The sequence below is a fragment of the Fibrobacter sp. genome (genome assembly GCF_045112255.1).
Classification (GTDB): Bacteria; Fibrobacterota; Fibrobacteria; order Fibrobacterales; family Fibrobacteraceae; genus Fibrobacter.
Genome location: NZ_JBGUHR010000133.1, coordinates 25347 through 49914 on the forward strand (window position 1 = coordinate 25347; position 24568 = coordinate 49914).

At 45.5% G+C, this 24568-nt stretch carries 21 protein-coding genes and 1 riboswitch; of the genes, 11 read left to right on the forward strand and 10 right to left on the reverse strand.

What is annotated here, in order from left to right:
• Positions 1 to 106 precede the first annotated feature (106 nt).
• Entirely contained in the window at positions 107 to 1105 is a 999-nt protein-coding gene (locus tag ACJMM9_RS17005; RefSeq protein WP_405329670.1) for a bile acid:sodium symporter family protein, read from the reverse strand.
• Positions 1106 to 1226: 121 nt separating this feature from the next.
• Positions 1227 to 2504 (reverse strand): O-acetylhomoserine aminocarboxypropyltransferase/cysteine synthase family protein, encoded by a 1278-nt coding sequence (locus ACJMM9_RS17010; RefSeq protein ID WP_088641081.1) that lies wholly within the window; start codon positions 2502 to 2504, stop codon positions 1227 to 1229.
• 241 nt (positions 2505 to 2745) lie between these two features.
• Here ACJMM9_RS17010 and ACJMM9_RS17015 point away from each other — a divergent pair, with 241 nt between their 5' ends.
• The 6 genes from ACJMM9_RS17015 to ACJMM9_RS17040 all read left to right on the forward strand — a co-directional run bounded on the left by ACJMM9_RS17015 (position 2746) and on the right by ACJMM9_RS17040 (position 10078).
• On the forward strand, positions 2746 to 3888 hold the full coding sequence (locus ACJMM9_RS17015) for a hypothetical protein (RefSeq protein ID WP_405329673.1): 1143 nt from the start codon (positions 2746 to 2748) through the stop codon (positions 3886 to 3888).
• 195 nt (positions 3889 to 4083) lie between these two features.
• Complete coding sequence (locus tag ACJMM9_RS17020) at positions 4084 to 4539, forward strand: hypothetical protein (protein ID WP_405329675.1); 456 nt, start codon at positions 4084 to 4086, stop codon at positions 4537 to 4539.
• 66 nt (positions 4540 to 4605) lie between these two features.
• On the forward strand, positions 4606 to 5619 hold the full coding sequence (locus ACJMM9_RS17025; protein ID WP_405329678.1) for a putative phage abortive infection protein: 1014 nt from the start codon (positions 4606 to 4608) through the stop codon (positions 5617 to 5619).
• Positions 5620 to 5639: 20 nt separating this feature from the next.
• Positions 5640 to 6602 (forward strand): DMT family transporter, encoded by a 963-nt coding sequence (locus ACJMM9_RS17030; protein ID WP_405329681.1) that lies wholly within the window; start codon positions 5640 to 5642, stop codon positions 6600 to 6602.
• Positions 6603 to 6644: 42 nt separating this feature from the next.
• Positions 6645 to 6839, forward strand: a riboswitch (cobalamin riboswitch).
• Positions 6840 to 6904: 65 nt separating this feature from the next.
• Positions 6905 to 8950, forward strand: a complete 2046-nt coding sequence (locus tag ACJMM9_RS17035) for a TonB-dependent receptor (protein WP_405329684.1) — start codon at positions 6905 to 6907, stop codon at positions 8948 to 8950.
• Positions 8951 to 9016: 66 nt separating this feature from the next.
• On the forward strand, positions 9017 to 10078 hold the full coding sequence (locus ACJMM9_RS17040; protein ID WP_405329687.1) for a hypothetical protein: 1062 nt from the start codon (positions 9017 to 9019) through the stop codon (positions 10076 to 10078).
• A gap of 252 nt (positions 10079 to 10330) precedes the next feature.
• Here ACJMM9_RS17040 and ACJMM9_RS17045 read toward each other — a convergent pair whose 3' ends face one another.
• Together ACJMM9_RS17045 and ACJMM9_RS17050 are read right to left on the reverse strand one after the other, a co-directional pair.
• Positions 10331 to 10906 (reverse strand): hypothetical protein, encoded by a 576-nt coding sequence (locus tag ACJMM9_RS17045; protein WP_405329690.1) that lies wholly within the window; start codon positions 10904 to 10906, stop codon positions 10331 to 10333.
• Positions 10903 to 12282 (reverse strand): AAA family ATPase, encoded by a 1380-nt coding sequence (locus ACJMM9_RS17050; RefSeq protein ID WP_405329693.1) that lies wholly within the window; start codon positions 12280 to 12282, stop codon positions 10903 to 10905. The genes ACJMM9_RS17045 and ACJMM9_RS17050 overlap by 4 nt, the downstream gene beginning before the upstream one ends.
• A 566-nt stretch (positions 12283 to 12848) precedes the next feature.
• Between ACJMM9_RS17050 and ACJMM9_RS17055 the strand changes: the two genes are divergently transcribed.
• The 4 genes from ACJMM9_RS17055 (at position 12849) to ACJMM9_RS17070 (ending at position 15935) form a co-directional block, all read left to right on the forward strand.
• Positions 12849 to 13586: a hypothetical protein gene (locus ACJMM9_RS17055; protein WP_405329695.1), complete on the forward strand. Its 738-nt coding sequence runs from the start codon at positions 12849 to 12851 to the stop codon at positions 13584 to 13586.
• Between the two features lie 143 nt (positions 13587 to 13729).
• Positions 13730 to 14992, forward strand: coding sequence for an SUMF1/EgtB/PvdO family nonheme iron enzyme (locus tag ACJMM9_RS17060; RefSeq protein ID WP_405329698.1), 1263 nt, complete (start codon positions 13730 to 13732; stop codon positions 14990 to 14992).
• 92 nt (positions 14993 to 15084) lie between these two features.
• Positions 15085 to 15366 carry a hypothetical protein gene (locus ACJMM9_RS17065; protein ID WP_405329701.1) on the forward strand — a complete coding sequence of 94 codons (282 nt, stop codon included), beginning with the start codon at positions 15085 to 15087 and terminating at the stop codon, positions 15364 to 15366.
• Positions 15367 to 15368: 2 nt separating this feature from the next.
• The gene (locus tag ACJMM9_RS17070) at positions 15369 to 15935 is read left to right on the forward strand and encodes a fibrobacter succinogenes major paralogous domain-containing protein (RefSeq protein ID WP_405329703.1); all 567 of its coding nucleotides are present in this window, start codon (positions 15369 to 15371) and stop codon (positions 15933 to 15935) included.
• 11 nt (positions 15936 to 15946) lie between these two features.
• On the opposite strand, the gene ACJMM9_RS17075 is transcribed toward ACJMM9_RS17070, so the two are convergent.
• Positions 15947 to 17086, reverse strand: a complete 1140-nt coding sequence (locus ACJMM9_RS17075) for a sigma-54 interaction domain-containing protein (protein ID WP_405329706.1) — start codon at positions 17084 to 17086, stop codon at positions 15947 to 15949.
• Positions 17087 to 17444: 358 nt separating this feature from the next.
• On the opposite strand from ACJMM9_RS17075, the gene ACJMM9_RS17080 reads away from it, so the two are divergent.
• A complete protein-coding gene (locus tag ACJMM9_RS17080) occupies positions 17445 to 19502 on the forward strand; it encodes a glutamine synthetase III (protein WP_405329755.1) in 2058 nt (685 codons plus the stop codon).
• A 71-nt stretch (positions 19503 to 19573) separates the two neighbouring features.
• Here the strand turns inward: ACJMM9_RS17080 and ACJMM9_RS17085 are convergent, their stop codons facing one another.
• From ACJMM9_RS17085 to ACJMM9_RS17105, 5 genes are all read right to left on the reverse strand, one after another.
• On the reverse strand, positions 19574 to 20971 hold the full coding sequence (locus ACJMM9_RS17085; protein ID WP_405329708.1) for a sodium:solute symporter: 1398 nt from the start codon (positions 20969 to 20971) through the stop codon (positions 19574 to 19576).
• Positions 20972 to 21041: 70 nt separating this feature from the next.
• Positions 21042 to 21725: an ABC transporter ATP-binding protein gene (locus tag ACJMM9_RS17090; protein WP_405329711.1), complete on the reverse strand. Its 684-nt coding sequence runs from the start codon at positions 21723 to 21725 to the stop codon at positions 21042 to 21044.
• Positions 21725 to 22915, reverse strand: a complete 1191-nt coding sequence (locus ACJMM9_RS17095; RefSeq protein ID WP_405329713.1) for an ABC transporter permease — start codon at positions 22913 to 22915, stop codon at positions 21725 to 21727. Before ACJMM9_RS17095 ends, ACJMM9_RS17090 begins: the two co-directional genes overlap by 1 nt.
• Positions 22896 to 23324, reverse strand: coding sequence for a DUF4418 family protein (locus ACJMM9_RS17100; RefSeq protein WP_405329716.1), 429 nt, complete (start codon positions 23322 to 23324; stop codon positions 22896 to 22898). Before ACJMM9_RS17100 ends, ACJMM9_RS17095 begins: the two co-directional genes overlap by 20 nt.
• A gap of 228 nt (positions 23325 to 23552) precedes the next feature.
• Complete coding sequence (locus ACJMM9_RS17105) at positions 23553 to 24497, reverse strand: LysR family transcriptional regulator (RefSeq protein WP_405329717.1); 945 nt, start codon at positions 24495 to 24497, stop codon at positions 23553 to 23555.
• Positions 24498 to 24568: the final 71 nt, after the last annotated feature.

The window sequence follows — 24568 nt, forward strand, 5'->3', positions numbered from 1 at the left end:
TGCATCACTCGGCTCAGCAGTCATCCTCCGTTAGGAGGATCCATACAGTCTTGATTATGCTTGCCTAAACCATTATTTCCCGTTTCTACGTTTGCGAGATGATTTATTAAGCCTGGACTTTCTTCTTGTCCATGTGCGCGTAGATGCCGGCGAGGATTGTTCCGCTGATGGAATGGTAGGCGCAGCTGATGGCACAAGGCACGACGCAGAGCGCTGCTTCCGGGTGGAGGGCTAGATTTTCCGGGTTCGCGAAGAATGCGCCTGCGAGTACGGTTGCCATGCCTGCGTTCTGCACACCGACTTCGATGGAGATGGTGCGCTTCTTGGCGGTGTTGAATTTGAACAAACGACCGACGTTGTAACCGAGCACGTAACCGAGGGCGTTGTGCAGGAACACGACAGCGAGAACGAGCGCGATAAGCCCCATGCCGTTTGTCAAGAGCTGCGGACGCACGGTCACGATGACGCCACCGACGATTAAAGCGAGACCGATGACGCTCACGGCAGGCATGTTGGATTGGAATTCCTTGAAGCCTGCGCGCTTACCGAAGAAGTAGTTGCAGGTGAAACCGATCACAATTGGGAAAACGGTCACGTAAAGGATGTTGAGGAACATGCCGACGGCGTTCACTTCAATGCTCGTGTCGGCGAGCCAAAGGACCAAAAGCGGAGTCATGAGCGGGGCGAGAAGCGTACTTGCCATAGTCATGCTCACGGAGTAGGTCACGTCGCCTTTAGCCAAGAAACTCATGACGTTGCTCGAAACGCCACCCGGGCAGCAGCCGACGAGAATAATGCCGATTGCCAAATACGGGTCAAGCCCAAAAATCTTCGTGAGCGTAAACGCGACGAGCGGCATGATGGTGTACTGTGCCACGGCGCCGAGGAAAATGTCGGCGGGGCGTTTCATCAAGTTGCGGACGTCGTCCATGGTAATGGTAAGGCCCATGCTGAGCATAATGATGCCGAGAATGATCGAGCTTGTGTTGCCGTGAACCCAGCCAAAAAGCGTGGGAATGAAAAACGCGATGACTGCGCATGCGATGACGAAAAGCGATGTGTATGTCGATAAAAAGCGGCTAACTGCCCTTATTAAATTAAGCATTATTATATCCTTCTTTTTGAGGTGCCCTAAATATAGGCATATACGCGGGGCGTGGCTAGGTAATAAAAACACGGCACCGAATGCCGGTGCCGTGTTTTTTGGTGTATAGAAGTGTAAAAAATTAGACCTTGTCGAGAGCCTGCGTGAGGTCGGCGATAATGTCTTCGACATTTTCGATACCGACGCTGAAGCGGATCAAATCCGGTGCAACGCCTGCTTCAATGAGCTGTTCGTCGCTGAGCTGACGGTGCGTGTGACTTGCCGGGTGCAGTACGCAGCTGCGGGCATCGGCCACGTGGGTCACGATGCAGATCATCTTGAGGCTATCCATGAACTGGATGGACTTTTCACGACCGCCCTTGATGCCGAACGTGAGAACGCCGCACGGGAGGCCGCCCTTGAACTGCTTCTGGGAAAGTTCATAGTACTTGTCGCCTTCGAGACCAGCGTAGTTGACCCAAGCGACCTTCGGGTGGTTCTTAAGGAACTTGGCGCAAGCGAGAGCGTTTTCGCAGTGGCGCGGCATGCGGAGGTGAAGCGTTTCAAGACCGACGTTCAGGAGGAATGCGTTCTGCGGAGACTGGATTGAACCGAAGTCGCGCATGAGCTGTGCGGTAGCCTTCGTGATGTAAGCGCCCTTGCCGAATGCCTTCGTGTAGGCGAGACCGTGGTAGCTCGGATCCGGTTCGGTGAGGCCCTTGAAACGGTCGTGGTTTGCTTCCCAGTCAAAGTTGCCGCTATCGACGATGCAGCCACCGACTGCCATGGCGTGGCCGTCCATGTACTTGGTCGTGGAGTGGGTCACGATGTCAACGCCGAATTCAATCGGACGGCAGAGAATCGGGGTCGGGAAGGTGTTATCGACGATCATCGGAACGCCGTGCTTGTGGGCGAGATCGGCAAAGCGTTTGAGGTCCAAAACCTTACCAGCCGGGTTTGCGACAGTTTCGCCGAAGACGCACTTGGTGTTCGGGCGGAAAGCCTTTTCGATTTCTTCGTCGGAGGCATCCTGGTCCACGAACGTGCATTCGATGCCGAGCTTCTTCATCGTGACGGAGAAGAGGTTGCTCGTGCCACCGTAAATAGCGGAAGTGCTGATGAAGTGGTCGCCGGATTCGCAGATGTTAAAGACGGCGTAGAAGTTTGCGGCCTGACCGGAACTCGTGAGCATGGCGGCAACACCACCTTCGAGAGCGGCGATCTTGTTGGCGACAGCGTCGTTTGTCGGGTTCTGCAAACGGGTGTAGAAGTAGCCGGAAGCCTTCAGGTCGAACAAGTCGGCCATGTCATTGGTGGTTTCGTACTTGAACGTAGTGCTCTGGTAGATGGGGAGAACGCGCGGTTCGCCATTTTTCGGCTGCCAACCGCCCTGAATGCAAAGAGTTTCGATCTTGGACATTTTTTTAGAATCCTTTATAAAATTTTTATGGCTTGTAATATAGCTAGATTCTATAGCTTGGTCTAGTAAAAAGGTTCTTGAAAGTGGGTGAAATTTAGAAAATGTGGGTGAAGTTAGGGAAAAGTTATAGATGGTAATAGTTTTAAGTTATAACTAAGGGCGTAATTGCTCTTTTGGCTTTATTGCGAATTTTCGTTTTGTCCTTTTAGTTTATATATTATGAACAAGAAAAGGAGACCGTATGCGGAACGCTAAACTTGCAATTACACTATTCAGTTTTGCAATTTATTTTGCTTCTTGTGGGGATGTTTCTCCGTCGTCGAGTAGTTTTTTGACGGTGCCTGAATCGAACGGTTCAATGTCTTCTGAAGTTGTAACATCTTCTAGCAGTTCTATCGAGGGCGTTTCGTCTCTAGAGGTTTCTTCTTCAAGTGCCCTTTCTTCATCGAGTGAATTGTCGTCATCGAGTGTTCCTAATGTCAAATCGAGTTCGTCGGTTCGAGTCAATGGCGTTATTATAAAGAATGGAGATAAAGAAGAGACTGTTCAAAAATTCGATGCGGATCCTAAAATGACGCAGTCTGCCGGACGTTTTTGGTTGTTGATGGCGGGCGATCTTGATAAAACCGAAACAGAATCTCTTGAAAAAATTGGAATTCATAGACAGCGTTGCTACAGTGGCTCCATTCATTATCTCTTTGAATATAGCGGTAATAGAAGTGAATATTCCTATATGTGTCTTTGTCTGATGAATGCTGATAAAGATGTTGAAAAAATGACCATTATGTCTTTGGTTGATGAGGTGTACAATACGTATGATGCTGATGAATCTGTAGCGAATGGTATTGTATATCGTTCTCGCGGTAAAGAAACTCTAGTTAGAAGGATTGATGAAGATTCGCTTATGACGCAAGTGGCAGGGCGATTTTGGATCATCAAGGATTACCCAATGGACAAAGAGGAACGCAATTCGCTTAAGGAAATCGGCATTGACATTGTAAATTGTTCTGCTCTTCATGCGGATAACTTAGATATGGGCATCTGCTTTGCAACATCGGAAAAGGATGTTGAAAAGACGGCTATCAATTCTCGTATTGATGGGCTGTATAATACGTTCAGTGTCAATGATACGACGAAACTGGAATTTGACTACACGGGGGCACATTGGGTTGTTGAAGATGTGTCTCTTGAAATCGTTGTGGGCTGTTGGAATGATGTTCCAATGGATGCTTGTAAAGAAATTCTGAAAGCTTGCAAAGGCGAGGATGTCGCATTAGATAGATCAATCATTCTTGGCACCGCTACGAGCGAAACGATCGATTGCCTTTTGTCGAATAAAGATGTTAACAGTGTGGAACCTTTGCGATATGGGACCCCGTTATAGACTACTGGCTTTATAAAAAAAAACTATCTTTTCGTTCGATGAAACCGACACCGATTAAAAATTTTTGGGGGCTAATGAACTAATTGCATGTTTATAACCGTGTAATAAATATGTAATATATTTTCTGGCTTGTTTTTTGTTACTTGGTGCGAAATAGAATAAATTTGTACGCGTTTCATTTAAAAAAGTAAGAAAATGTCTTCAAGTAAAAAAACTTCGAAACTTACATTTCCAAAGATTGTTTTAGCTCTTTTTGGGGCGATTTGCCTTCTTTTTATATTTATTGCTTTTTTTGTGCCTCGGGTAGCATCTACTTTTAATGATTATTCTTCAGGGTTTTATCAGGCGTCCGCAAATATTAGTGCCACGTTGTATAATTCAATGTCCCCTTTTATAGCCATTGTTGCTGCACTTTTGACATTTATGGCTTTTTGGGTACAGCATGAAGCGAATGAAAAAATGTTGAAAAATCATGAAAGGCAAGAAGTTGAACGCCAATTTTATGAAATGCTTCATATCCATAAAGAAAATGTTAAAGAATTAAAATGGGATCGATGGTCGATTGTGGAATCGTCTAATCCTAAGTATGTCTGTGAAGATGAAACAATAGGGAGAGGGAAGTTTTTCTATAACAATAAATATGCGTTTTAACCCGTAATGGGAAATGGGGTGTTCGAGTATTATGAAGTTGAATTTCATTTTATAGAAACTTGTTTAATGAAAGCTATTGAGGTGGTTAAAAGGAATCCAAATGTGAATTTAAGTTTTAATCACAAAAATATAAATGATTATAAGACTGCTTTTGCTTTTGCTTATAAGATTTTTTATGAAGGAATAGGTGTGATTGAAAATTGCTTTTTTGAAAGCGCGAGTTTCTTTTTTAGGGCATGTGAGAAAAAAAATAGTATGATGAAAAAAATTATGGGAGGAGGAAATTGGTTTAGCTTCAAAAAGAAAAAGTTTATATTAAATAGTGAATGCTTGTTTAATGATTATAATGGGTATATTTATCTTTACTGTTACTTTTTTATTTGTATGTATAGAAGTAAATTAGAGTCGTATTCGTTTAAATCTTCTTTTCGAAGGACTTTTGGTGGCAGCTTGGATTTATTTGAGGGACATTCTGCTGACTTGAATCGCTATTATCGGCATTTGTATCAAATGGTAGACGTCGTTGCTAATTATGATGAAAATATTATAGAAAAAGGCGAAAAACGAAGATTTCTGAGGATGCTCAGGCCTCTGCTTACTGGTACTGAACAGTTGATGCTTTTTTATAATTGGTTTTCTGGGTATGATAGTGAATGGGAAAATGAAAAAAATCATTTTTTTACAGAATTTCGCATGATCCATAATATGGATGTGGAAGATAGCGAAATCTTCAAAAAAATCAAATATGATAAAATTGTAAATATGATAAAAAATAAAAATCCTGGTTATCGTGATTATGAAAATGATTATTTGTTTGAGTTTGAAAAAGTAAAGATAAAGACGATTACAAGTTTGTATGAAAAAAAATTAAAAAGTAATAGCATCCTTATAAATTATGATTTGTTGCCTGTTGAGGTGATCGAGGTTATAGGGCCTAGACGTTATTTTAAAGTTCAAAAATATGTGTCTGAAAAATATCAAAACAAATGGCCTATTACTGGAATGCCGAAGGAAAAATATAAATTGGCTATAACAGATATCCAGAATTTCATAAAGCAAATGTTTATCTGGGAAGATTAGTTTTTCTATCTTTCCGTTCGATGAAACCTGCTCCGATTAAAGCTTTCGAATCTTCTGCAAGCGCCTCGCGTGGACTTGCGCTTTGGCATGCCCTTGCGATTGGGACGATTGCGTTTTGGGGCACGAGTTTTGTGAGCACGAAGGTGCTCTTGAATCACGGTTTCTCGGCGGTGCAGATTTTTACGTTGCGTTTCACGGTGACGTACTTGTTGCTGCTCGCGATGACGCATAAAAATTTCCGTTGCGAAAACTGGAAGCATGAGCTGATTCTTTGCTTGTGCGGGCTTACGGGTTGCACTCTTTACTTTTGGGCGGAGAATACGGCGCTCTCGATTTCGCCGTCGAGCAATGTCTCGTTGATTGTCTGTACGAATCCGCTTTTGACGATGATTTTTGGCGGTCTCATTTACAAGAGCGAACGTCTCGGCAAAAGGCAGATTCTTGGCTGTGTGATTACGTTTGTCGGCATGGTTCTCGTGGTGCTGAATGGGAAGTTTATTCTAAAGCTTTCGCCGGTGGGCGATTTGCTCGCGTTCAGCTCGGCTTGCATGTGGACGATTTATTCATTGATTGTGCGACCGCTCAATGGAAAATACTCTACGTTGTTTATCACGCGAAAGATGTTTTTCTATGGTGCGCTCTCGTCAATAATCATTATGCTTGGCGAAACGGCTTTTGCTCCAAATGAGGCGGGCGCTGGACATTTCCTCGGAGTCCCGTGGCAGAACTTTGCGGAGCCTGTCGTGTCGCTTAACTTCCTTTGCCTTACGGTGTTCTCGTCGCTGTTTGGGTACCTCATCTGGAATAAGGTACTGAAACAGCTCGGGACGGTTTTGGCAAGCAATTATATATATGCGATTCCGCTGGTGACAATTATTACGGCGGTCATTGCTCTTGGGGAACGCATCACGTCGGTCGCGATTGCGGGTGCTGTTGCCATCGTTGCTGGAATGGTCCTTGCCGAATGGAAACCGCGGGGATGACAATGTCCCGAATTGTTTACTATATTTTTCATAGGAAATGCCTTATGCGGTAAAACGCTGTATTGCATCGCCATTGATGCGATATAAGAGAATCCCGTGAAAGCCGGGAACGGTCTCGCCGCTGTAAGGGAGGACGAAACCAGCATAAACCAATGCTTGCCGCCATGGCGGGTGTGAAGGGGCTGGGTGTAGAATGATCCCCGAGTCAGAAGAACTGTAAGGCACAACGGGCGCTTTGCGCCACGGGTTGTTAAACGGTGCGAAAGACATCGCTTTGCATAGCCACGCGTTTGCGTGGGTGTTTGACTGCATGCTATCGTTCTGGCAGTCTCTTGGGCGTTCGCGTGTGCGCGGCCGTACTGCTTGCGGGCGTTTCTGGTTTTTCCGAAGAGTTTATTCAAGATTTAGGCGAGACCTCGATTTACGAGGCTTCTAGCGTAGAAAAGCCTTTGCAGGCGTCATCGAGCTATGCCGAAGTTTTGCCCGAATCGTGGGAGGGCCGAGGTCTTTCGGCTGCAGAAGTTTTGGCTGCGCTTCCGGGCGTACAGTATTACCGCCAAGGCGGTGTCGGAAGTTTTCAGACCGTGAGCATCCGCGGTGTCGCTGCAAAGAACATTGTCGTTTGCATGGACGGAATTCCGCTGAACGATGCGTCGGGCGGTGCGGTCGATTTGGGAACGATTGACTTGAACCAGGTCGAAAAGATTGAAGTCTACAAGGACCGTGTGCCGGCGAAGTTTGGCGGTCGCGGCATTGGCGGTGCCATTAACTTTGTGACGAAGGGTTCGAAGCCTGCCGAAGCTGTGCTCAAGCCGGAAGATAAAAAGTCGGGCCGTGTGCTTTTGAGCTACGGTAGCCATAATACGTGGGAGGCTTCGACGCAGTTGCTCTCGCGCTTGACGGATAGCGCCTCGGTGAGTGCGTCCCTGTCGGCACGGCACAGCGATAACGATTACGAGTTTAAAAGCCAAAACGGAACTCAGTACGATCCGGATGATGATTATACGGATACGCGTAGAAACGCCGAGTTTACAGAATACTCGGGGCTTTTCAAGGCTCGCGTTCTGCATGCAAGTGGCGTGTTCTCGACGTTGAATTTTAACTTTAGCCGTTCGGAAGGCGGTAATCCGGGTCGCGATGATTATCAGACGTCTGTCGCGGGCTACAAGGGCGAGTTTGCGCAGGCGACATACCGTGCGGAACTCCCGCAGTTGCTCGGTTGGCTCTGGCTTGAATTTTCGCTGACGGGAAAATTTGAAAAGGCTGTTTCGCATTCGTATTATCCGCTCGATCACTTGGGCTATGCTTCATCGGATTTTTTGAAGTATGGAGCTGCGGGCTATAGCCTTATTCCTGAAATTTTGGCAAACTACTCTAGCGAAAAGATTGAAGCGAATTTGCGCTTGTCGCTGGATATGAGCTACTATTCGGGACGCGGTTCTTCGAAACCTTGGAACTTGACTCGCTACGCGACGACATCTTCGGGAGATGTTTCGTATAACATCCTAAAGACGCTTTCTGTGGGCGGCGAAGGTTCGGCTCTCTTTATTAAGGACGATATTCACGGCGGTGAATATGTTTCTCCTGTATTGACGAAAAAGTTGAAATCGGCTAAAGATCGCGATGTTTCTTTTGCGGGCCGTGGGTTTGTGCGGTATGATGCATCTGATTCTAGATATGGCGGCAGCATGAGCATTGGACGCTTATTCCGTGCGCCGCAGCTGATGGAGATTTATGGTGTTTATCCTGGTATGGTCTCGAATCCGGATCTTCTTGATGAATCGGCTCTCCGTTTTGAGGTGGGCGGCTATTATATGATCCCTAAAAGCCAAACGGTTATCCGGGCCACATATTTTCAGACGAGTGTAAAGAATGCGATTTGCTGGATCAATAGCGGAAATTTTCTGAAACCGTTGAATGTCGGCAAGTCGCATATTCGGGGCCTTGAAGCCGAATTAGAAAGCAAGCCTAAAAAGTGGTTTACTGCGATTTTACGTGCAACATTCCAAAAAACGGAAGACAAAAGCGAGGAACATTATTATAACGGAAAAATGCTCCCGTATGAGCCGGCGCGTTCGTACTATGCGGAGGCAAAATTTGATTTGCCGTACCATTTTGATTTTATCTGGACGTCGGAATATCGTACAAAGATTTTTGAAGATAGGACAAACCGTGTCGAGCAACCTGCGGTGGATTTGCACCATCTTTCGCTAGGTTATAATCCCTTTAATAAAACCAGACTTGTATTTGCGTTGCGGAATATTACGGATAAGACATATAGAAATGTATATACGCCGTTCCCTACTCCTGGACGAGAGTACAAATTAACATTAACACAGGGGTTTTAACCCCGCGCAGTGAAAACCTTGCAAAACATGTAATGCTTTTGCTGCGAAAACATAAAGAGGTAAACGATGAAAAAACTCCTTACACTTCTTGCAGGCTCTACGCTTGCTCTCTACATGCAGGGCTGCTCGGATAGCGGTACTTCTGCTAATAATGATAACCCGTTTAAGGCTTCCGTCTATGTTTTCGGAAGCAACCGTTCGGATGCTGGAGAACTCCGCTGGATCGACGAAGATGGTGAAGTCTCTGAAGCCAAGGTCTCGCTCTATCAGGACTCTAGAATTTTCCCCATTGATGGAAAAATCTTTGTTCTTGAAGGTCTTTCTATAGATAACATTTCTGTTTTCGATCCTTCGAAGAACAAGGTCACGGCGCAGATTAAACTGGACGACTCGTCGAATCCGGTTGATGTTGTAAAGGCAAACGATGATGAAGTTTGGGTTGCTCTTCAGAATGCCCCCAAGATTGCAAAGGTCTCCGTTGAAAAGAAGAAGGAAACAAAGAAAATTAAGACTAAGGACTTTATTCAGGGTAAGGCAATCTCTCCGAACGTTGTTGATCTTGAAGTGACTGGCGACACCTTGATCGCTCTCTTCCAGCGTATGGATGAAAATTGGGGAACTCCTGCTCCGGGCCTCATTGCCTTGTATACGCTTGATGAAGGCAAGTTGCTCGACACCATTAGACTTGCTAAGTACAATCCGCAGACAATGGGTTTTGCTAAGGGCAAGCTTTATGTAGGCTCTATTGCTGGTTATGCAACTGAAGACAATGGCATTGAAGTTGTTGATTTGGCTAAGAAGAAGTCTTCTGTGGTTGTTGACGGTAAGAAGCTTGGCGGTGGCGTTTTCTCGATGGCGCTTAACTCGGATGATGGCATAGCATATGTAGCCGTTTATGAGGCTTGGGGAAAGATTACTCTTGCTCAAGTCAATCTTTCTGATAAGTCTGTAAAGAAGATCAAGGGCGTTTCCAATATCATCGGTTCTATGGCCTATGATTCCGATGCCGAAACCTTGTACATTGGTAACGACGACTATTTCTATAGCTATAAGGGCGACAAGGTCGAAAAAGTTGAAAATGCGGCAAAGGATGCTCTCCAGCCGTACGGCATTGCTATTGTGAGATAGTGTTACTGGGTCCTTCGCAACGTAATGTTGCTCAGGATGACGGATTGAACATTTTAGTTCGAGGCGGCTATTCCTAGCCGCCTCATTGTATAACCGAAAAAAAAACGCCAGCGCTGGGCTGGTGTTTTTTTCGGTTGTACAATAAAGTGATTTTTCCTGTCGGAAAAATCCGAGCACTTAGTCAACCAATAACCTTATTTTATATGGCGAAGTATAGTATTCTTCTGAGTCTCCATTAAAAGAAATGGCACTTTATCTTTGTCTACATTCACACACCTGCAAAAGAGGGAACAATTGCGAATTTAGCACTATAGGATCAGCTCCCCAGTTGATCTGAGAGTTTTTCTTTCTGATGTTTGTGAGTGGACGGGTCTTGGGGGCTGGTTTAAGCAGTACTTTGCGAAAGATGATGTTCTTAGCATTGAAATTGTTGTAACCACTCATTGTCTTTATACGTTCTGCAGATGCTATGACATAGTCAATGAAGGTCTTGGATGCTGCCAGTTGCTGGTTGGCGCCAGTAGTGACGCCGCTCTTCATCTCTACTAAAATAACATATAATTTTTGGTTAACTGTAGCTAACAGAATATAGTCGCAAAACTTCAAGAGTCCTGTAGGTGTGTTATTTACGGCGGTGTGTTCTCTATTGAAGAAAGGCAGGAAGTTGTGCTCTTCTAGATCGTAGCGGTATGCCTTATAATTGTCAACACCCTTGTCAACAATCTTGCACGTATGATTTCCCGCCTGTTTCGGTTCCTCCATCTTCTGCTGATTGGGTGACAAGAAACTCTCTGATAGCATCTGGATAAAAAGGTCGTACTCAATCATTTTTCCTCAGAACACAATGCAGCATACAATGTTTCCGCTGTAAAATTCTGCTTCTGAATAGTGTCATCTATGGATTCCACAGCAAAGCCTTCGTCATTTATTTCAAGAGAGTATGTATTGACAGTATTTCTCTTGACCAACTTGAACAATAGAACAGAAAGTTCATTCTGTTGAATGAGCATGTTTTCTGTATAGCCAAGTTCGGTGACTGTCTCCATATCGCCTTTAGCTGCTATTGCTCCAGCCATAATCAGATTATTGAACTCTCTGACGATATAATCACTATGAGTACTGATTACAACTTTCAAACCCTTGTTGACAAGAATAGCAAATATCCTGGCTAATACAACCTGGACGTCAGGATGAAAGTTCATTTCCGGTTCGTCAATAATAAGAGTATCGGACGGACGAGCCATATGCCTCAAATATACTACCAGACTAGCCATGGTCTTAACAATAGAGGATGACAGGTGGAATGGTAGCCGCTTAGATTTAAGCATATTCTTAGCGTGGAATTCCACATCACCGTTTTTTGTCATACTCACTTCACCGCAAAGTATATTCTCCTCAATCTGTTTGGAGAGATCTGCGTATGGGCTTTCTGCCTTCTGGACATTCTCCAAATCATTGGCCACTCTCAGACTGCTTCTAACAGCCAATGGATAACGACGTGATGAACTATTAATGATGTCGACAATGTCAATTTCGGACTTGTCTGACTGGGACTGTATCCTATCTATCAGCTCATTGCGACTCAATGACAATTCTGTTTTGAAGGTGTAGATGCTGTTTCTCTCTACTGTAAGCATTCTGACACCGCTGTCTTTGCCGAGTGTCAAATCCCGAAAAATATTGCATAGAAGATTGTTAAGTCTGAAAGACTCTGCTGACATAACACTAGCGTCATCAACATTACACTCCACACGAACTTGGACTTCTCCTGCCTTTTTTTCTATTTTCCAAACATACTGGCTATCGGAAATCTGAATATCAATAACCGTATTGTCGATAGCATATTGATAGTCGTTGTCGGTGAAATCCACACTAAGGTTAAAATCAGAGAATAATTTTTCCTTAGTCTTGTCGGATATAGCAAAAACGCTCCCCAATTGGTTCATTACTTCGCGGCAATTTTTCGACAACCACTCATCAATAATGCTCTTTTCTATTTGGAAACTATGATTCTCCATTATCTGACGGGCTAATTTTTTTGCACTATCAAGGCGAAATACTTTCGGCTGTGTTAGAAACGCGTGGAGTATATAAGACACGTACGTCTTTCCTGTACTATTTTTTCCACAGAAAAGTGTCAGTTTCTTGGAAAGATCAATCCTCGCCGACTTGACAGTTCCTAAATTATCTATATTAAGTATCATATCGATCCCGTATATTTGTCATGACCTTTTTTATGTAAAACTACTATTTTTTATTATTGCTGTCAGCTAAAATTCATAAAATTACGGCTTTGCAAAGGAAAAATAAAAATTTGATGATGCCTATGCTAATTTGGTTGATGATTGTTGCGTAAAAGCATGGCTATGTATGTAGTTTTTCTGAAAAAATGGTTTTGGTTGGCGGAAAATATATAGGATTAATTACGCCGTGACGTGTGGTAGTGAAGAATGTTTGAATTTGTGGACTGATTTTGCTTTAGAAGATGAGAAGAAAGCAGAAAAAGATTTGAATCAAAACATTTGGCGTTAGCCATAAATCGAATGCGTCTTTTGTGGAAGGTGCAAGACCGGGGTGACAATGCGCTTAGTTCGAGGCGGCTATTCCTAGCCGCCTTATTTTGTAAATAAATGTATGAAAAGTAAATTTATATTGATTAAATATTGTATATATTTTATTTTGTATTGCATCTAAATAGGTGATGGATATGGCCAACCTAATTTTGGCGGGGCTATAGGTGGTTTTAGATTGGTGAGGAGGTTGAAATAGAATGAAAAAGTCCGTTATGTTTTTTTTAATAGCGTCATTTTTATTGGCGTCCTGTGCGGATAGTGTTTCTGAAGATCAGACTTTTGGCAGTGTTTTTGCTGATAAGGAAGAGTTTCATGTAGACTCTCTGCTTTTGAGTCAAATAGCAGGATCGAAAAAAATAGATGGCGGTCTTTATGTGTCTTTTTTGAAGCCGAACTCAAAGAATTCTTTGGATACGGTGACTGTTTTGACTTCAGAAAATAAAGTTCTTTATTTGAAGGATAGTTCCTTTAATTATGTTGCTGCTTATGATTGTCGTAATTCTGACGCTAAATCAGATATCGCTGGTGGTTATGACACAATGTTTGTTAATTATGGTGAATCTAAAAAGATGAACTATATACCATATCAAAAAATACCTTCCATAAACAAGCAGCTTCTGAAAAGTGTGCTTTCGGTAATCTCCAAAGAAAAAGACCATGTTTTGTCAGATACGATAGTTTCAAGTTATAAATTAAAAGCAAAAAATTTTATAGATGGAATTGAATTTGTTGATGCGAACGATTATCCTGAATATGTGGATGATCCTTGCCGTGGTCATATGGAGTATCCAGAGCCGTTGGAAAACTGGAAATATTATTTAGAGAATGTGAGTCGAATTACTTTGCCTAAGGATACGACTGTTGATTGGATTTTAGTATATACTGATCAATATGGCCGCAGTGATTCGTTGGCGATCACAACGCAATTTAAATAGTTGTGTTTTTTTTTGAACGTAGCTTTTGCAAATCTAGTTCGAGGCGGCTATTCCTAGTCGCCTTATTTTGTATATTGAACAGAGTAACAGTGAAAATGTATTTGTTCAAATCGTGAATACTGCTATGAAGGTAATAAGATAAGGTGAAAAACATTTTAAAGATTTTTTTTATTGGTTTCGCATTTGTTACTTCGATTGCGTTTGCTGATGTCGGCCGGCAAGATCATGATTTTTTCCATGTTGCTTTACGTGATTCGGTTCACTGGCTTGAAATGGAAAAGAATATGGACTATACTATTTGCACTGACGATGCTCATGATGGTACGTGGAAAGGAACAGATTTTTCTTTTAAAAAGGAAAATAATTGTATTCAATTAAATTCTGGCAATTACGTGAAGAGCGGAAAGCTTTGGTATGTGACAAACATGGGTAATGTGCATACGTTCAATCTTCTTGTGGGGATGAAATATGTTGATTTGTCAACGCAAGAACACCTAATAGGAACAGATTTGCGTTGTTTGCGAACGAAATCAGGTAGTTGTGTCTATAAAGATCCTATAAGGCGAGTTCGTATAGAAAAAGTTCTTGCTGTTGATAAATATAAGGTCACAGATTGTGAATTTATTCATGCGTTGTGGGATTCGATTCCTGTACAGAAAATCAAAAATTTAGATGATAACAATAATTTTTGGATTGAAAAGAAAATGCTCATGAAAAAGGATGGGACTTGTGATGCTCATGATTCCGCTGCAATTCGTGTTCATCTTTATCATGCTTTTGTATATGCGAATATTAGAAGTTTACGAGATGGTTTTAAACCGGTATACTCTTTTAAAAAAACGGAATCAATGAAGAGATCCTTTGATAAAAAGGATGGTTCTTTCAATATTGATGGGACTAGTTTTTTTGCTAATGTTGCAGAAAACGTGAATGTGGTGATTGATGAAAATGCTGATGGCTATCGTTTGCCATATTATGATGAGTGGATGGCTTTTTCGCGAGGCAGTGTAGGAACATATGGTGAGAATAACTTGAATGATTCTACAAGAAAATCTCAGTATGCTTGGTTTGGTGTTCGAGAAAGTGATGATTTTTATTCAACTTTAGATAAAAATAAATTTGAAAATAAAATTACTCTAAAACATTCTTGTGGCCTTTGGAAACAAAAATCTCGCCCTGTGGGAATGCTAAAACCCAATGATTATGGCTTGTACGATATGCTTGGACTAGTTTGCGAAAGAGTAATGTTGCCTGGCAGAAGCCTGTTCCATAATGAAGTCTCGTCATGTAAAGGAGGCTTTTTAACATCCTCTATTGATGAATTAAATGTAAGGAACCATTGTGATGATGATGGTTTTGCTAGCAAACTGTTCCAAGGCCTTCGTCTAGTTCGTCAGATTAGATAAACTTTAGAAAGTGTATTGTATAAATGTTCCTATACTTTGTTATAGGAACTTTTTATTTTATATTTAGTACAAATGTTTGTTAAGGAGTAAGAATGAAACGTTTGTTTTATGTAGCATTGTTTTCCACTTTGATTCTTGTCGCTTGCGGTGATGATGACTCTGGCAATCCTTTTGTTGCGAATGAAGATTCGTCATCGTCATTTGTTTTACTGTCATCATCGTCATCCGTTGCTGAATCAAGTAGTTCTAATCATGAAGAAAAGAAAAAAAACTTTCTTCATCCTCGGCTCCGATTGAAGATCTATTCAGCAGTAGCAGTGAAAGTTCTGTCAGCTCTTCAAGTGTCCAAAATGAAGAGTCTTCATCGTCTATAAAAGTGGATTGGCCGACGGATTCTATAATTGATGACCGCGATGGTCAGAAGTACAAAATTGTGAAGATTGATAGGCTATGGTGGTTTGCTCAGAATCTCAATTATGAAACTGAAAATAGCCATTGCTATAATGATTCTACGAAATATTGCGATAAGTATGGGCGCCTTTATACGTGGGCTGCTGCAGTGGGCAAATCTGAAGAGGAATGCGGAGAAAGACATGTTTGTAATCTTTCTTTGCCGGTGCAGGGCGTATGCCCATCGGGTTGGCATGTTCCTTCAAATTATGAATGGAATGATTTGTTTGTTTTTGTTGGAGGCGACAAGGTTGCTGGCGAGGTCTTGAGGAATTCTAGTGAAGGTGGCTTCGCATTGCTTTATGCGGGGCGAATTAATTTTGCGGGCGATTTTGTTCAAGAAGGGCGTAGTGCGTGTATATGGAGTTCTAATGAAGTTGATGATTATGACTCTTATTATGTGGATTTTTATTATACTTATAGCAAAGTCTTTTTAGAGGATGCGGATAAGACAGACGGCTATTCTGTTCGGTGCGTGAAAGACGAATCGTAGTTTTTGCAAATCTAGTTCGAGGCGGCTATTCCTAGCCGCCTTATTTTATATAGCATCATGCGTGGGCTCACGGAAAGGTCGCGGCCGGCTGCGCTCATGTTGCCGTCGTGACGGCGGAGCGCTTCGCTCAAGATTTCGCGCTCGTAGCTGTCCATCAGCGTGGCGAGAGGGCTATTGCCTTCGGGGAGTACGGACGTGCCTGATGTGATGTCTGTTTGCAGCGTGGGCGGTAGGTCGTAGGCATTGATGCATACGTCTGTTGTTGCAAGACATGCGTGTTCAATGCAGTTTTCGAGTTCGCGCACGTTGCCGGGCCAATGGTAGCTCATGAGCATGTCGATGGCGGGCGAACTTAAACGCAAAATTTTCTTGCCGTATTTGTGGTTCATCTTTTCGATGAAGTGATCGGCTAAAAGTAGAATGTCCGTCTTGCGCTGGATGAGTTCGGGGAGCGAAATCTGGAAGATGTTCAGGCGGTAATAAAGGTCTTCGCGGAATGCGCCGTGCTGCATCATGGCTTCGAGATTCTTGCCGGTGCTTGCGATAAGGCGCACGTTGCAGCGCTGCTCGATGTTGCTGCCGAGGCGCTTGAAGCTTTGTTCCTGAATAAATTGCAAAAGCTTGATTTGCGCGGGGAGCGGCAGGTCGGCGACTTCGTCTAGAAAGAGCGTACCGCCGTTAGCTTGTTCGGCCTTGCCGATGTGGCGGTTGGTGGCGCCAGTGAATGCCCCGCGTTCAAAGCCGAAAAGTTCGCTTTCGAAAGAGTTCGCGCCTTCGGTGAGGGCGTCGCAGTTGAGCGCTACGAACGGGGAATCTTTGCGTTCCGAAAGCTCGTGGATGCTGCGGGCTACATATTCCTTGCCGGTACCGGCCTTGCCGCGGATGAGGACGGTTGCTGCGGTGGGGGCAATTTGACGGACGAGCTTGCTCACTTCGCGCATTTCGCGCGTGTTGCCGATGAGTTCGCCTGGAATGCCTTCAATGACGTTGCGGATTTTCTGGCATTCGATTTGGTGCTCAGCTTCGACGGTTTCGAAGTTTTTCTTTAAAATCCCGTGGATGCTCTCTAAAAGCTCGCCACGCTTGCGAACCTTTTGGATTTTCTCGACGATGGCCGCGAAAGTCGTGTTTTCAAGAGCTTCGATATCCATTTTGCATTTCGGGGAATCTCTGTTGCTGCATCGGGCCGTTTTTGGCGACCCGACGCAGCTCTAGGAGAGATGAACGTGAATAATATAGTAATAAATTGCGTTCTTGTTTTACAAAAATGTAATAAAGTGATATAATTTTACAAAAATGTAATGAAAAGCGAAAAAAATAGGCGATTTTGTACAGTGCAAAGGGGTAAAAGCATTGCTAGTTTTAAGTCTGTTAATTAAAAATCTCTGAAATGGCGATCCCGGAACAAGTCCGGGATGACAAGACGGGGAAGACATTATAGGATAAAAAATGAACAATAGTCGTAATAAGGCCATCTACGATATCGCAACTGCTCCGGTGAGTGCTGTGATGCCTGCCGCTCCTGCGAATGTCGATTTCTATGGCGAAGACGTTTTCAATGCCGATGCCATGCGCACCTACCTCCCGAAGGACATTTGCGAAAAGTTGCTCGCAACGATCGACGAGGGCGTGGCTCTTGATCCGAGCATTGCAGGCGATGTCGCTCACGCTATGAAGCGCTGGGCAATGGATCGCGGCGCGACGCACTTTACGCATTGGTTCCAGCCTTTGACGGGTTCGACGGCCGAAAAGCACGACAGCTTTATTGAACCGTCTGGTGGCAAGGCCATTATGGCTTTCAGTGGCAAGAATTTGATTGTGGGCGAACCGGATGCTTCGAGCTTCCCGAGCGGCGGTCTCCGTTCCACATTCGAGGCTCGCGGCTATACCGCTTGGGACCCGACTTCACCGGCTTTCATCAAGCGTCACGGCAATGGTGCAACACTCTGCATCCCGACCGCATTCTGCAGCTACACCGGTGAAGCTCTCGACAAGAAGACTCCGCTCCTCCGCAGCTTGCAGGCTCTTTCCAAGTCGACTCGCCGCCTCATGACTTGCTTTAAGGCTGGTCCGAAGAAGACGACTGTTACGCTCGGCGCCGAACAGGAATACTTCCTCATCGACAAGAGATTTTATCTGCAACGCCCGGACCTGTACCAGGCTGGCCGCACGATTTTCGGTGCTACCCCTGCAAAGCACCAACAAATGAATGACCATTACTTTGGCAGCATCCCAAGCCGCATCTTGAACTTTATGAACGATGTGGAAAAGGAACTGTGGAAGCTTGGCATCCCGGCAAAGACCCGTCACAACGAAGTGGCCCCGGCTCAGTTCGAACTTGCTCCGCTCTTTGAAGAAGTGAACCTTGCTTGCGACCACAACATGCTCGTGATGGAAACTCTCCGCAATGTGGCGGACCGCTACGGTCTCGTTTGCCTGTTGCACGAAAAGCCGTTTGCAGGCGTGAATGGTTCTGGCAAGCATAACAACTGGAGCCTTTCTTACGGCAAGGGCAATTTGCTCAATCCGGGTAAGGACCCGCATCAGAACGCCGTGTTCCTCACCGCCATTTGCGCCATCATGTATGCTGTCGATACGCATGCTGATTTGCTCCGCATGACTTGCGCTGGTGCAGGTAATGACCACCGTCTCGGCGCTCATGAAGCTCCTCCGGCAATCATCTCCATTTACCTTGGCGATCAGCTCACCGACGTGATTGAACAACTCGAACAAGGTGTGCCGAAGTCCAGCAAGCAGGCTGGTGCCATGAAGCTTGGTTCCGATACACTCCCGCCGCTCCCGCGTGACGCTACCGACCGTAACAGAACTTCGCCGTTTGCATTTACGGGCAACAAGTTTGAATTCCGTGCACCGGGCTCTAGCCAGAGCTGCTCTGAGCCGAACGTTGTTCTGAATACGATTGTCGCTGAAGCTTTCGACATGATCTCTGAACAGCTCGAAAAGCTCGATGACAAGAATTTCCACACGGGCCTGCAAAAGATTTTGCAAAAGATTGTGAAGGAACACAAGCGCATTTTGTACAACGGAAACGGTTACACCGAAGAATGGGTGAAGGAAGCTGAAAAGCGTGGCCTCCCGAACATCCGCACTTCTATGGAAGCGCTCAAGGCTTTGACGAAGGACGAAAACATTGCGCTCTTCGAGAAGTATGGCGTGATGAACCGTGCTGAAATGGTTTCCCGTTACGAAGTGAATGTGGAAGATTACCACAAGCGCATCCATATCGAAGGTGAAATCGCTCGCGACATGGCAAAGAACATCATTATGCCGGCTGTTGTCGAGGCTTATTCCAAGGCGCTCAAGACAAACGAAATGGCTCTCAACCAGGGCTTCCCGGGACTTGACGGTTACGCCAAATCGCTTGGCGAAGGCATGAACCGCTTGCTCGCCGCAATTGACGTGATGGAAAAATCTCTCGGTGGACTCCACGAAGGCATTGTCGATGCGATTGCCGCTCTCCGCAAGGAAGTGGATGGCCTTGAAAAGATTGTGCCGAACGAACTTTGGCCGCTGCCGAAGTATCGCGAGATGCTTTTTATATATTAGACGAAAGAACAGTTTCTGTTTGTTTGATTTGTAATTAAAAAAGTCGCGGGAATGCCTCGCGACTTTTTCTGTTATTTCTTTCTCAAGCTCGCCAGCGCAAACGCAAGCGATATGGCAATCCCGACAAGCGGCAAGTAAGCGGGACTTTGGATTTTTGCAGTCGAAGCGAGAATCGCGGGGATGAACCCGAAGAGTCCGCCGATAATCACGCCTGCGTACCAGAGCGTTTTCTTGACTTTGAATTTTTTGTGCGCGATGATGGCGACCGCGAGCGGGGCAACGATACCTGGCGTGTAAACGGAGTACGCCATCGTTAAAAGCCCGATGATGTCTTTGCCTTGGAGCGCAAGGTAGGTGGCGATAATGCCGATGACAACGACGGAAATACGCACGACAGAAATGCGGCGCGTGTTCAGAATGTCGTTCCCGAAAATGGCGGCGGAATTGATAAGGCATGTATCTGCCGACGAAAGGAGTGCCGACAAAAGCCCGACGGAAAGAAGTGCTGCAAGCGGGAGTGGGAGTACGCCGGAGGCGAGGCGGAATAGCGGATTTGTGGCGGAGCCTGCTGTTGCGGGAGTGTAAGTGGCGGCCCACATACCGAGTAAAACGATAATCACGCTAAAGACGAGGATGGCGAAACTGCCCGCAACAACGGCTTTGCGTGCCGATGTTGCATCTTTAGCGACGAGGTTTCTGGAGATGACGTCGGGACCGAGGAAGTATGCTCCGCCGATAGTGAACAGCATGATGGCTAAATCGCTTGCGCCGAATTTTTCGTTCAGAAGATTGAAGCTGCCGAATGTGGCGAGGCTGGCAGAATGCGCGGCTATTGAACTGCTGGTGGCGAGACCTGCGGAATGCGCGGCGTTTTCGATTCCCGAAAATCCGCCGAATAGATAAATGGCGGCGGCGAAAAATCCGAGTGTCAAAATTCCAAATTGCAAGGCGTCGGTACGGACAACAGAAAGCTGCCCGCCCAATAGCGTATAGACAATGACGATCACGGCGGTAATCAATACGGATTGCGTTCCGGCATCGTGACCGAGCACAAGACCGATGAATCCTGCAACGGCTGCAAATTGCGCGGCGATAATTCCAATCCAAGAAACGGCTATGATTAAAGCGACGAGCTTTCGACCTGTTTTGCCGACAGTCTTTTCGGCGATTTCGGGGAGCGTACGTACATCGAGATCGTGAACGGGCTTGCTCAAAAATGCGGCTTGAAACCAAAACCCAATTGCTCCAACGGCAAGCCACCAGAAGGCGGCAAATCCGATGCTCTCGGCACGTGCAGCAATGCCCACTGTAGCGGAAGCCCCAAGGACAGTTGCCATGAGACTCATGAATACGAATGGGGAGCTTTGTTTGCGACCTGCAACAACGTAATCGTCAAAATTCTTGACTTTGAACAAGTCTCGAATGCAGATGAAACCGAGAACAAAGAAGTAAATGAGTAGAAGCTTCATAGCGACATGAAAAGGAGATGCCCGAATAAATCGGGCATGACAGGTTTACGGTATTGTAAAGTTAGAAATTTTACAGGTTGCCGTATTCTCCGATGTCGGGGATGAGCGATCCCGATTTCATGTGGTACGTGCGATTGCTGTAGCCAAATGCAGAGCGGTCGTGCGTGGCGACAATGACGGCTGCGCCTGATTTTGCAAGCCTTCCGAAAAGGCTGAAAACCTTGCGGCTGTTGTCTTCGTCGAGATTGCTTGTCGGTTCATCGGCGATAATCAAGTCGGGATTGTTGACGAGCGCTCGTGCGATGGCGACGCGACGGAGTTCTCCGCCCGATAAGTTGGCGGGGTATTCGTTTGCCAAATGAGCGATGCCGAGCTTTTTGAGAAGACTCTGAATTTGCTCCTTGTCGATGCGACGCTTGTAAAGGCTTGCGGCAAGTTCGATGTTTTCGGTTACGGTGAATGTGGGCAAGCAGGCTGCATTTTGCGGGATGTAGCCGATGCGCTCGTTGCGTAACTTTGAACGGTCTTCGTCATTCAAGGTGTAAAGCGGTTGTCCGTCAATGACGATGCTGCCTGAAGTTGGTGCACTGATGCCTGCGAGAGCGTTCAGAAGTGTACTCTTGCCACTCCCGGATTCTCCGAAGATGACCGTGTAATCGCCTGACCAGGCGAAGAAATCGGCGTTGTTGACGGCAGGGAACTTTTCACCGCGTCGGGTATATTCTTTTGTAATGTTGTTGCCATTGAGTATCATTAAGTTTCCTCCTTTAAAGCCGAGTAAACATCTAGACGGCCAACTTGTTTAGCTATTCGATAGGCGGCTCCTGTGCCTGTGATTGTAGGGATAAGTATTGCGGCGATGATCGTCGCAAAAATTGTGAGTACGCTCGGGAGTAAGAACGGTACGGACAAACTGTCAATGATGAATATGCGGAACGAGAGCGTTGCAAAAATGCTGATGAACGTACCTATGATGGTTCCAATGACGGTTGCGAGCAGAGATTCGCCAAGGACGATGTGTTCCAATCTCTTTTGCGTGAAACCGATGACGCGGAGCGTTGCGAATTCACGCTTGCGCTCGTTTGCTGAAATTGAGAACGCGATGGAAACAGCGGCGATGGCGACAATCAAGAAAAATACGGCGATAACCCAGACAATGATCTTGAAGGAGCCTGCCGTGGCGATGACGTTGTCGAACAGGTCCTTGCGCGGAATCACGTGAATGTCGTCGAATTTCTCGTGAAGCGTCTGTGAGATTTTTTCGAAGTCTGCACCTTTTTCGAGATTTGCAAGAATGGCGGAAGGTTCGCCTTCGGAAATGAAGTTGACGCCTTTTGCCTTGGCTGCTTTCTGCAAAATTTCGATGGTCCCGATGTCGGCAAAAATGGCTTGGTCAAGCTTGTTGCCCATGCGCTCTAGGCTTGCAACGACGGTGAATTCCTGGTCGAAGAACTTGATTTTCCCGGATTCGTCCACTTGAATGTCGCTACCTGCGATTACAGAACCGATGGGGAAGTCTTTCTTGTAGGTCTTGCGAATCCATGGCTTGATGGTAAAATCTGTCTTGGAATCGAAACCGATGATGTTGACTTTCTTATCGCAGCAGCTAGACCCGAGCGTGGAAAAATAGAATTGTGATGTGGCAATCTTGATTCCCGGAATTTTTCGAGTGAATTCGAGAATGTCTTTGGGAAGCGTACGATGGCTTAATTCTCCTTGCAAGAGAACGGGTTGGTCTTTTGCTTCGCTGCCGTAAGGAACAACGAGTAAGTCTGCGCCCATGCGCGTTGAAAGCTGCTCCAGACCTGCGTCAAGGCTTTCAGAAAAAAGAGCGCTTGATAAAAGTGTTGCCGAAGCGACTGCCGTTAAAATAACAAGTCCAATGCTTCGGAACGGATGACGCCAAAAGTTTGTATAAATAATCCTAAGTATGATTTGATTCATTTAAAGTCTCCTGTCGCGTTATACTGCGATTCAATAAGTAGATGCTGTTGACAATTCCAACGAGCGCAATGACGATTCCTGTGATTTGCAAAACCGGTGAAGAGATGGAATGGCAATGCATGTGGGGTGCGGCGCAAACGCCTACGATCACGGCGGGCACAAGGGCTGTGAATACGCCGCCTGCAATCACTGCTACCGACAATGCCTTTTGTGCTTTCGGGATAGCGATGTAGGCAATGCCGAAAAATGCGATGACAATACCGATAATTCCGTCAACACTGGAGGTCCTTTGGCAACGCATGATCATGTCGCCGTGACCCGAGCAAAATGGGAGTAGAACAAATGAAAGTAGCGAAACGAGAACGCCAAATGCAATTGCTGTTGCGCCGAATAAAATACCTTGTTTCATAATGACCTCCTAGTTGACTTTGTGCTTTTGTTCGATGCCAAATATAGAAGGCAAATATGAGTTTGTCCAATACTTTATTTTTAAGGGCTGTTATAGAAAAATTCTATACAAGATGTGTATGGAGATGCCCGCTCGGTGGCGGGCATGACAAAGTGGTTGGCCGGGATGACGTAATGAAAAACGCCCATCGTGATGATGGGCGTGGTGCAATGATTTTGTGCGCTTGGGTTAAGCGTTCGGATTGTGCTCGGCGGTGTATGATTTGAGGTATTCTTCCATCTCGCGGATGTAAATGCGGCAGATGGTGCTGAGCATAAAGTTTTTCTTGGTGATGTAGCCAATTTCCATTGAACGGTCGTCTTCGCCTTTTGCGTCCTTGAACGGTACCGCAACGTAATCGGAGCCGTTGATTTCTTCGCTGATGATGCCGGAGCAAAGCGTGTAACCGTTGAGGCCCACCATCAAGTTGAGCATTGTAGCGCGGTCGTTTGCCTTGATGGTCTTGTGGTATTCGTTTGTACTCAGGATTTCTTCGGCGAAGTAATAGTTACCGCTTTCGCCCTGTTCAAACGAAAGGCACGGATAATCCGAAAGGTCTTCAAGCGTCACGTAAGGCTTGCTTGCGAGCGGATTATTTTTCCACATGTAGGCGTAGGCCTTGCAGTCAATCAGCTTCTGGAAGACGAGGTCGTGTTCCTTGAGCAAATACGTGATATACTTGCGGTTGAAATCGCTCAAGTAGATGATGCCGATTTCGCTGCGGAGGCTCGTCACGTCATCGATGACTTCTTTAGTCTTTGTTTCGCGGATGGCGAATTCGTAATCATCGATGTTAAACTTCTTGGCCATGTTCACGAAGGACTTGACGGCGAAGGAATAGTGCTGTGTCGAAACGGCAAAGCGCTTTTTCTTCTGTTCTTCCTTGCTGTAGCGTTCGAGAACGGATTCGTAATGGTTGTAGAGTTCGTTCGCGCGGGCGATGAATTCTTCGCCTTCGGGCGTGAGCGTGATGCCGCGGCTTGTGCGGTTGAAAACGGTGATGCCGATTTCATCTTCAAGTTCGCGGATGGCGGTCGTGAGAGACGGTTGGGATATGAACAAGGATTCGGCAGCCTTGTTGAAGGAGCCTGCTTTTGCAATCCCGATGGCGTAACGTAATTGTTGTAATGTCATGGTCTGTTTATATCCTTTCTTTGATTTGTCATTCCCGTCCCGGAACAGGTCCGGGATGACAGTCGGGAATC

What these genes read in the sequence shown, in the direction of transcription:
- ACJMM9_RS17005 (WP_405329670.1), bottom strand. Translation starts at nt 1,105, where the DNA reads ATGCTTAATTTAATAAGGGCAGTTAGCCGCTTTTTATCGACATACACA.
- ACJMM9_RS17010 (WP_088641081.1), bottom strand. Translation starts at nt 2,504, where the DNA reads ATGTCCAAGATCGAAACTCTTTGCATTCAGGGCGGTTGGCAGCCGAAA.
- ACJMM9_RS17015 (WP_405329673.1), top strand. Translation starts at nt 2,746, where the DNA reads ATGCGGAACGCTAAACTTGCAATTACACTATTCAGTTTTGCAATTTAT.
- ACJMM9_RS17020 (WP_405329675.1), top strand. Translation starts at nt 4,084, where the DNA reads ATGTCTTCAAGTAAAAAAACTTCGAAACTTACATTTCCAAAGATTGTT.
- ACJMM9_RS17025 (WP_405329678.1), top strand. Translation starts at nt 4,606, where the DNA reads ATGAAAGCTATTGAGGTGGTTAAAAGGAATCCAAATGTGAATTTAAGT.
- ACJMM9_RS17030 (WP_405329681.1), top strand. Translation starts at nt 5,640, where the DNA reads ATGAAACCTGCTCCGATTAAAGCTTTCGAATCTTCTGCAAGCGCCTCG.
- ACJMM9_RS17040 (WP_405329687.1), top strand. Translation starts at nt 9,017, where the DNA reads ATGAAAAAACTCCTTACACTTCTTGCAGGCTCTACGCTTGCTCTCTAC.
- ACJMM9_RS17045 (WP_405329690.1), bottom strand. Translation starts at nt 10,906, where the DNA reads ATGATTGAGTACGACCTTTTTATCCAGATGCTATCAGAGAGTTTCTTG.
- ACJMM9_RS17050 (WP_405329693.1), bottom strand. Translation starts at nt 12,282, where the DNA reads ATGATACTTAATATAGATAATTTAGGAACTGTCAAGTCGGCGAGGATT.
- ACJMM9_RS17055 (WP_405329695.1), top strand. Translation starts at nt 12,849, where the DNA reads ATGAAAAAGTCCGTTATGTTTTTTTTAATAGCGTCATTTTTATTGGCG.
- ACJMM9_RS17065 (WP_405329701.1), top strand. Translation starts at nt 15,085, where the DNA reads ATGAAACGTTTGTTTTATGTAGCATTGTTTTCCACTTTGATTCTTGTC.
- ACJMM9_RS17075 (WP_405329706.1), bottom strand. Translation starts at nt 17,086, where the DNA reads ATGGATATCGAAGCTCTTGAAAACACGACTTTCGCGGCCATCGTCGAG.
- ACJMM9_RS17080 (WP_405329755.1), top strand. Translation starts at nt 17,445, where the DNA reads ATGCCTGCCGCTCCTGCGAATGTCGATTTCTATGGCGAAGACGTTTTC.
- ACJMM9_RS17085 (WP_405329708.1), bottom strand. Translation starts at nt 20,971, where the DNA reads ATGAAGCTTCTACTCATTTACTTCTTTGTTCTCGGTTTCATCTGCATT.
- ACJMM9_RS17090 (WP_405329711.1), bottom strand. Translation starts at nt 21,725, where the DNA reads ATGATACTCAATGGCAACAACATTACAAAAGAATATACCCGACGCGGT.
- ACJMM9_RS17095 (WP_405329713.1), bottom strand. Translation starts at nt 22,915, where the DNA reads ATGAATCAAATCATACTTAGGATTATTTATACAAACTTTTGGCGTCAT.
- ACJMM9_RS17100 (WP_405329716.1), bottom strand. Translation starts at nt 23,324, where the DNA reads ATGAAACAAGGTATTTTATTCGGCGCAACAGCAATTGCATTTGGCGTT.
- ACJMM9_RS17105 (WP_405329717.1), bottom strand. Translation starts at nt 24,497, where the DNA reads ATGACATTACAACAATTACGTTACGCCATCGGGATTGCAAAAGCAGGC.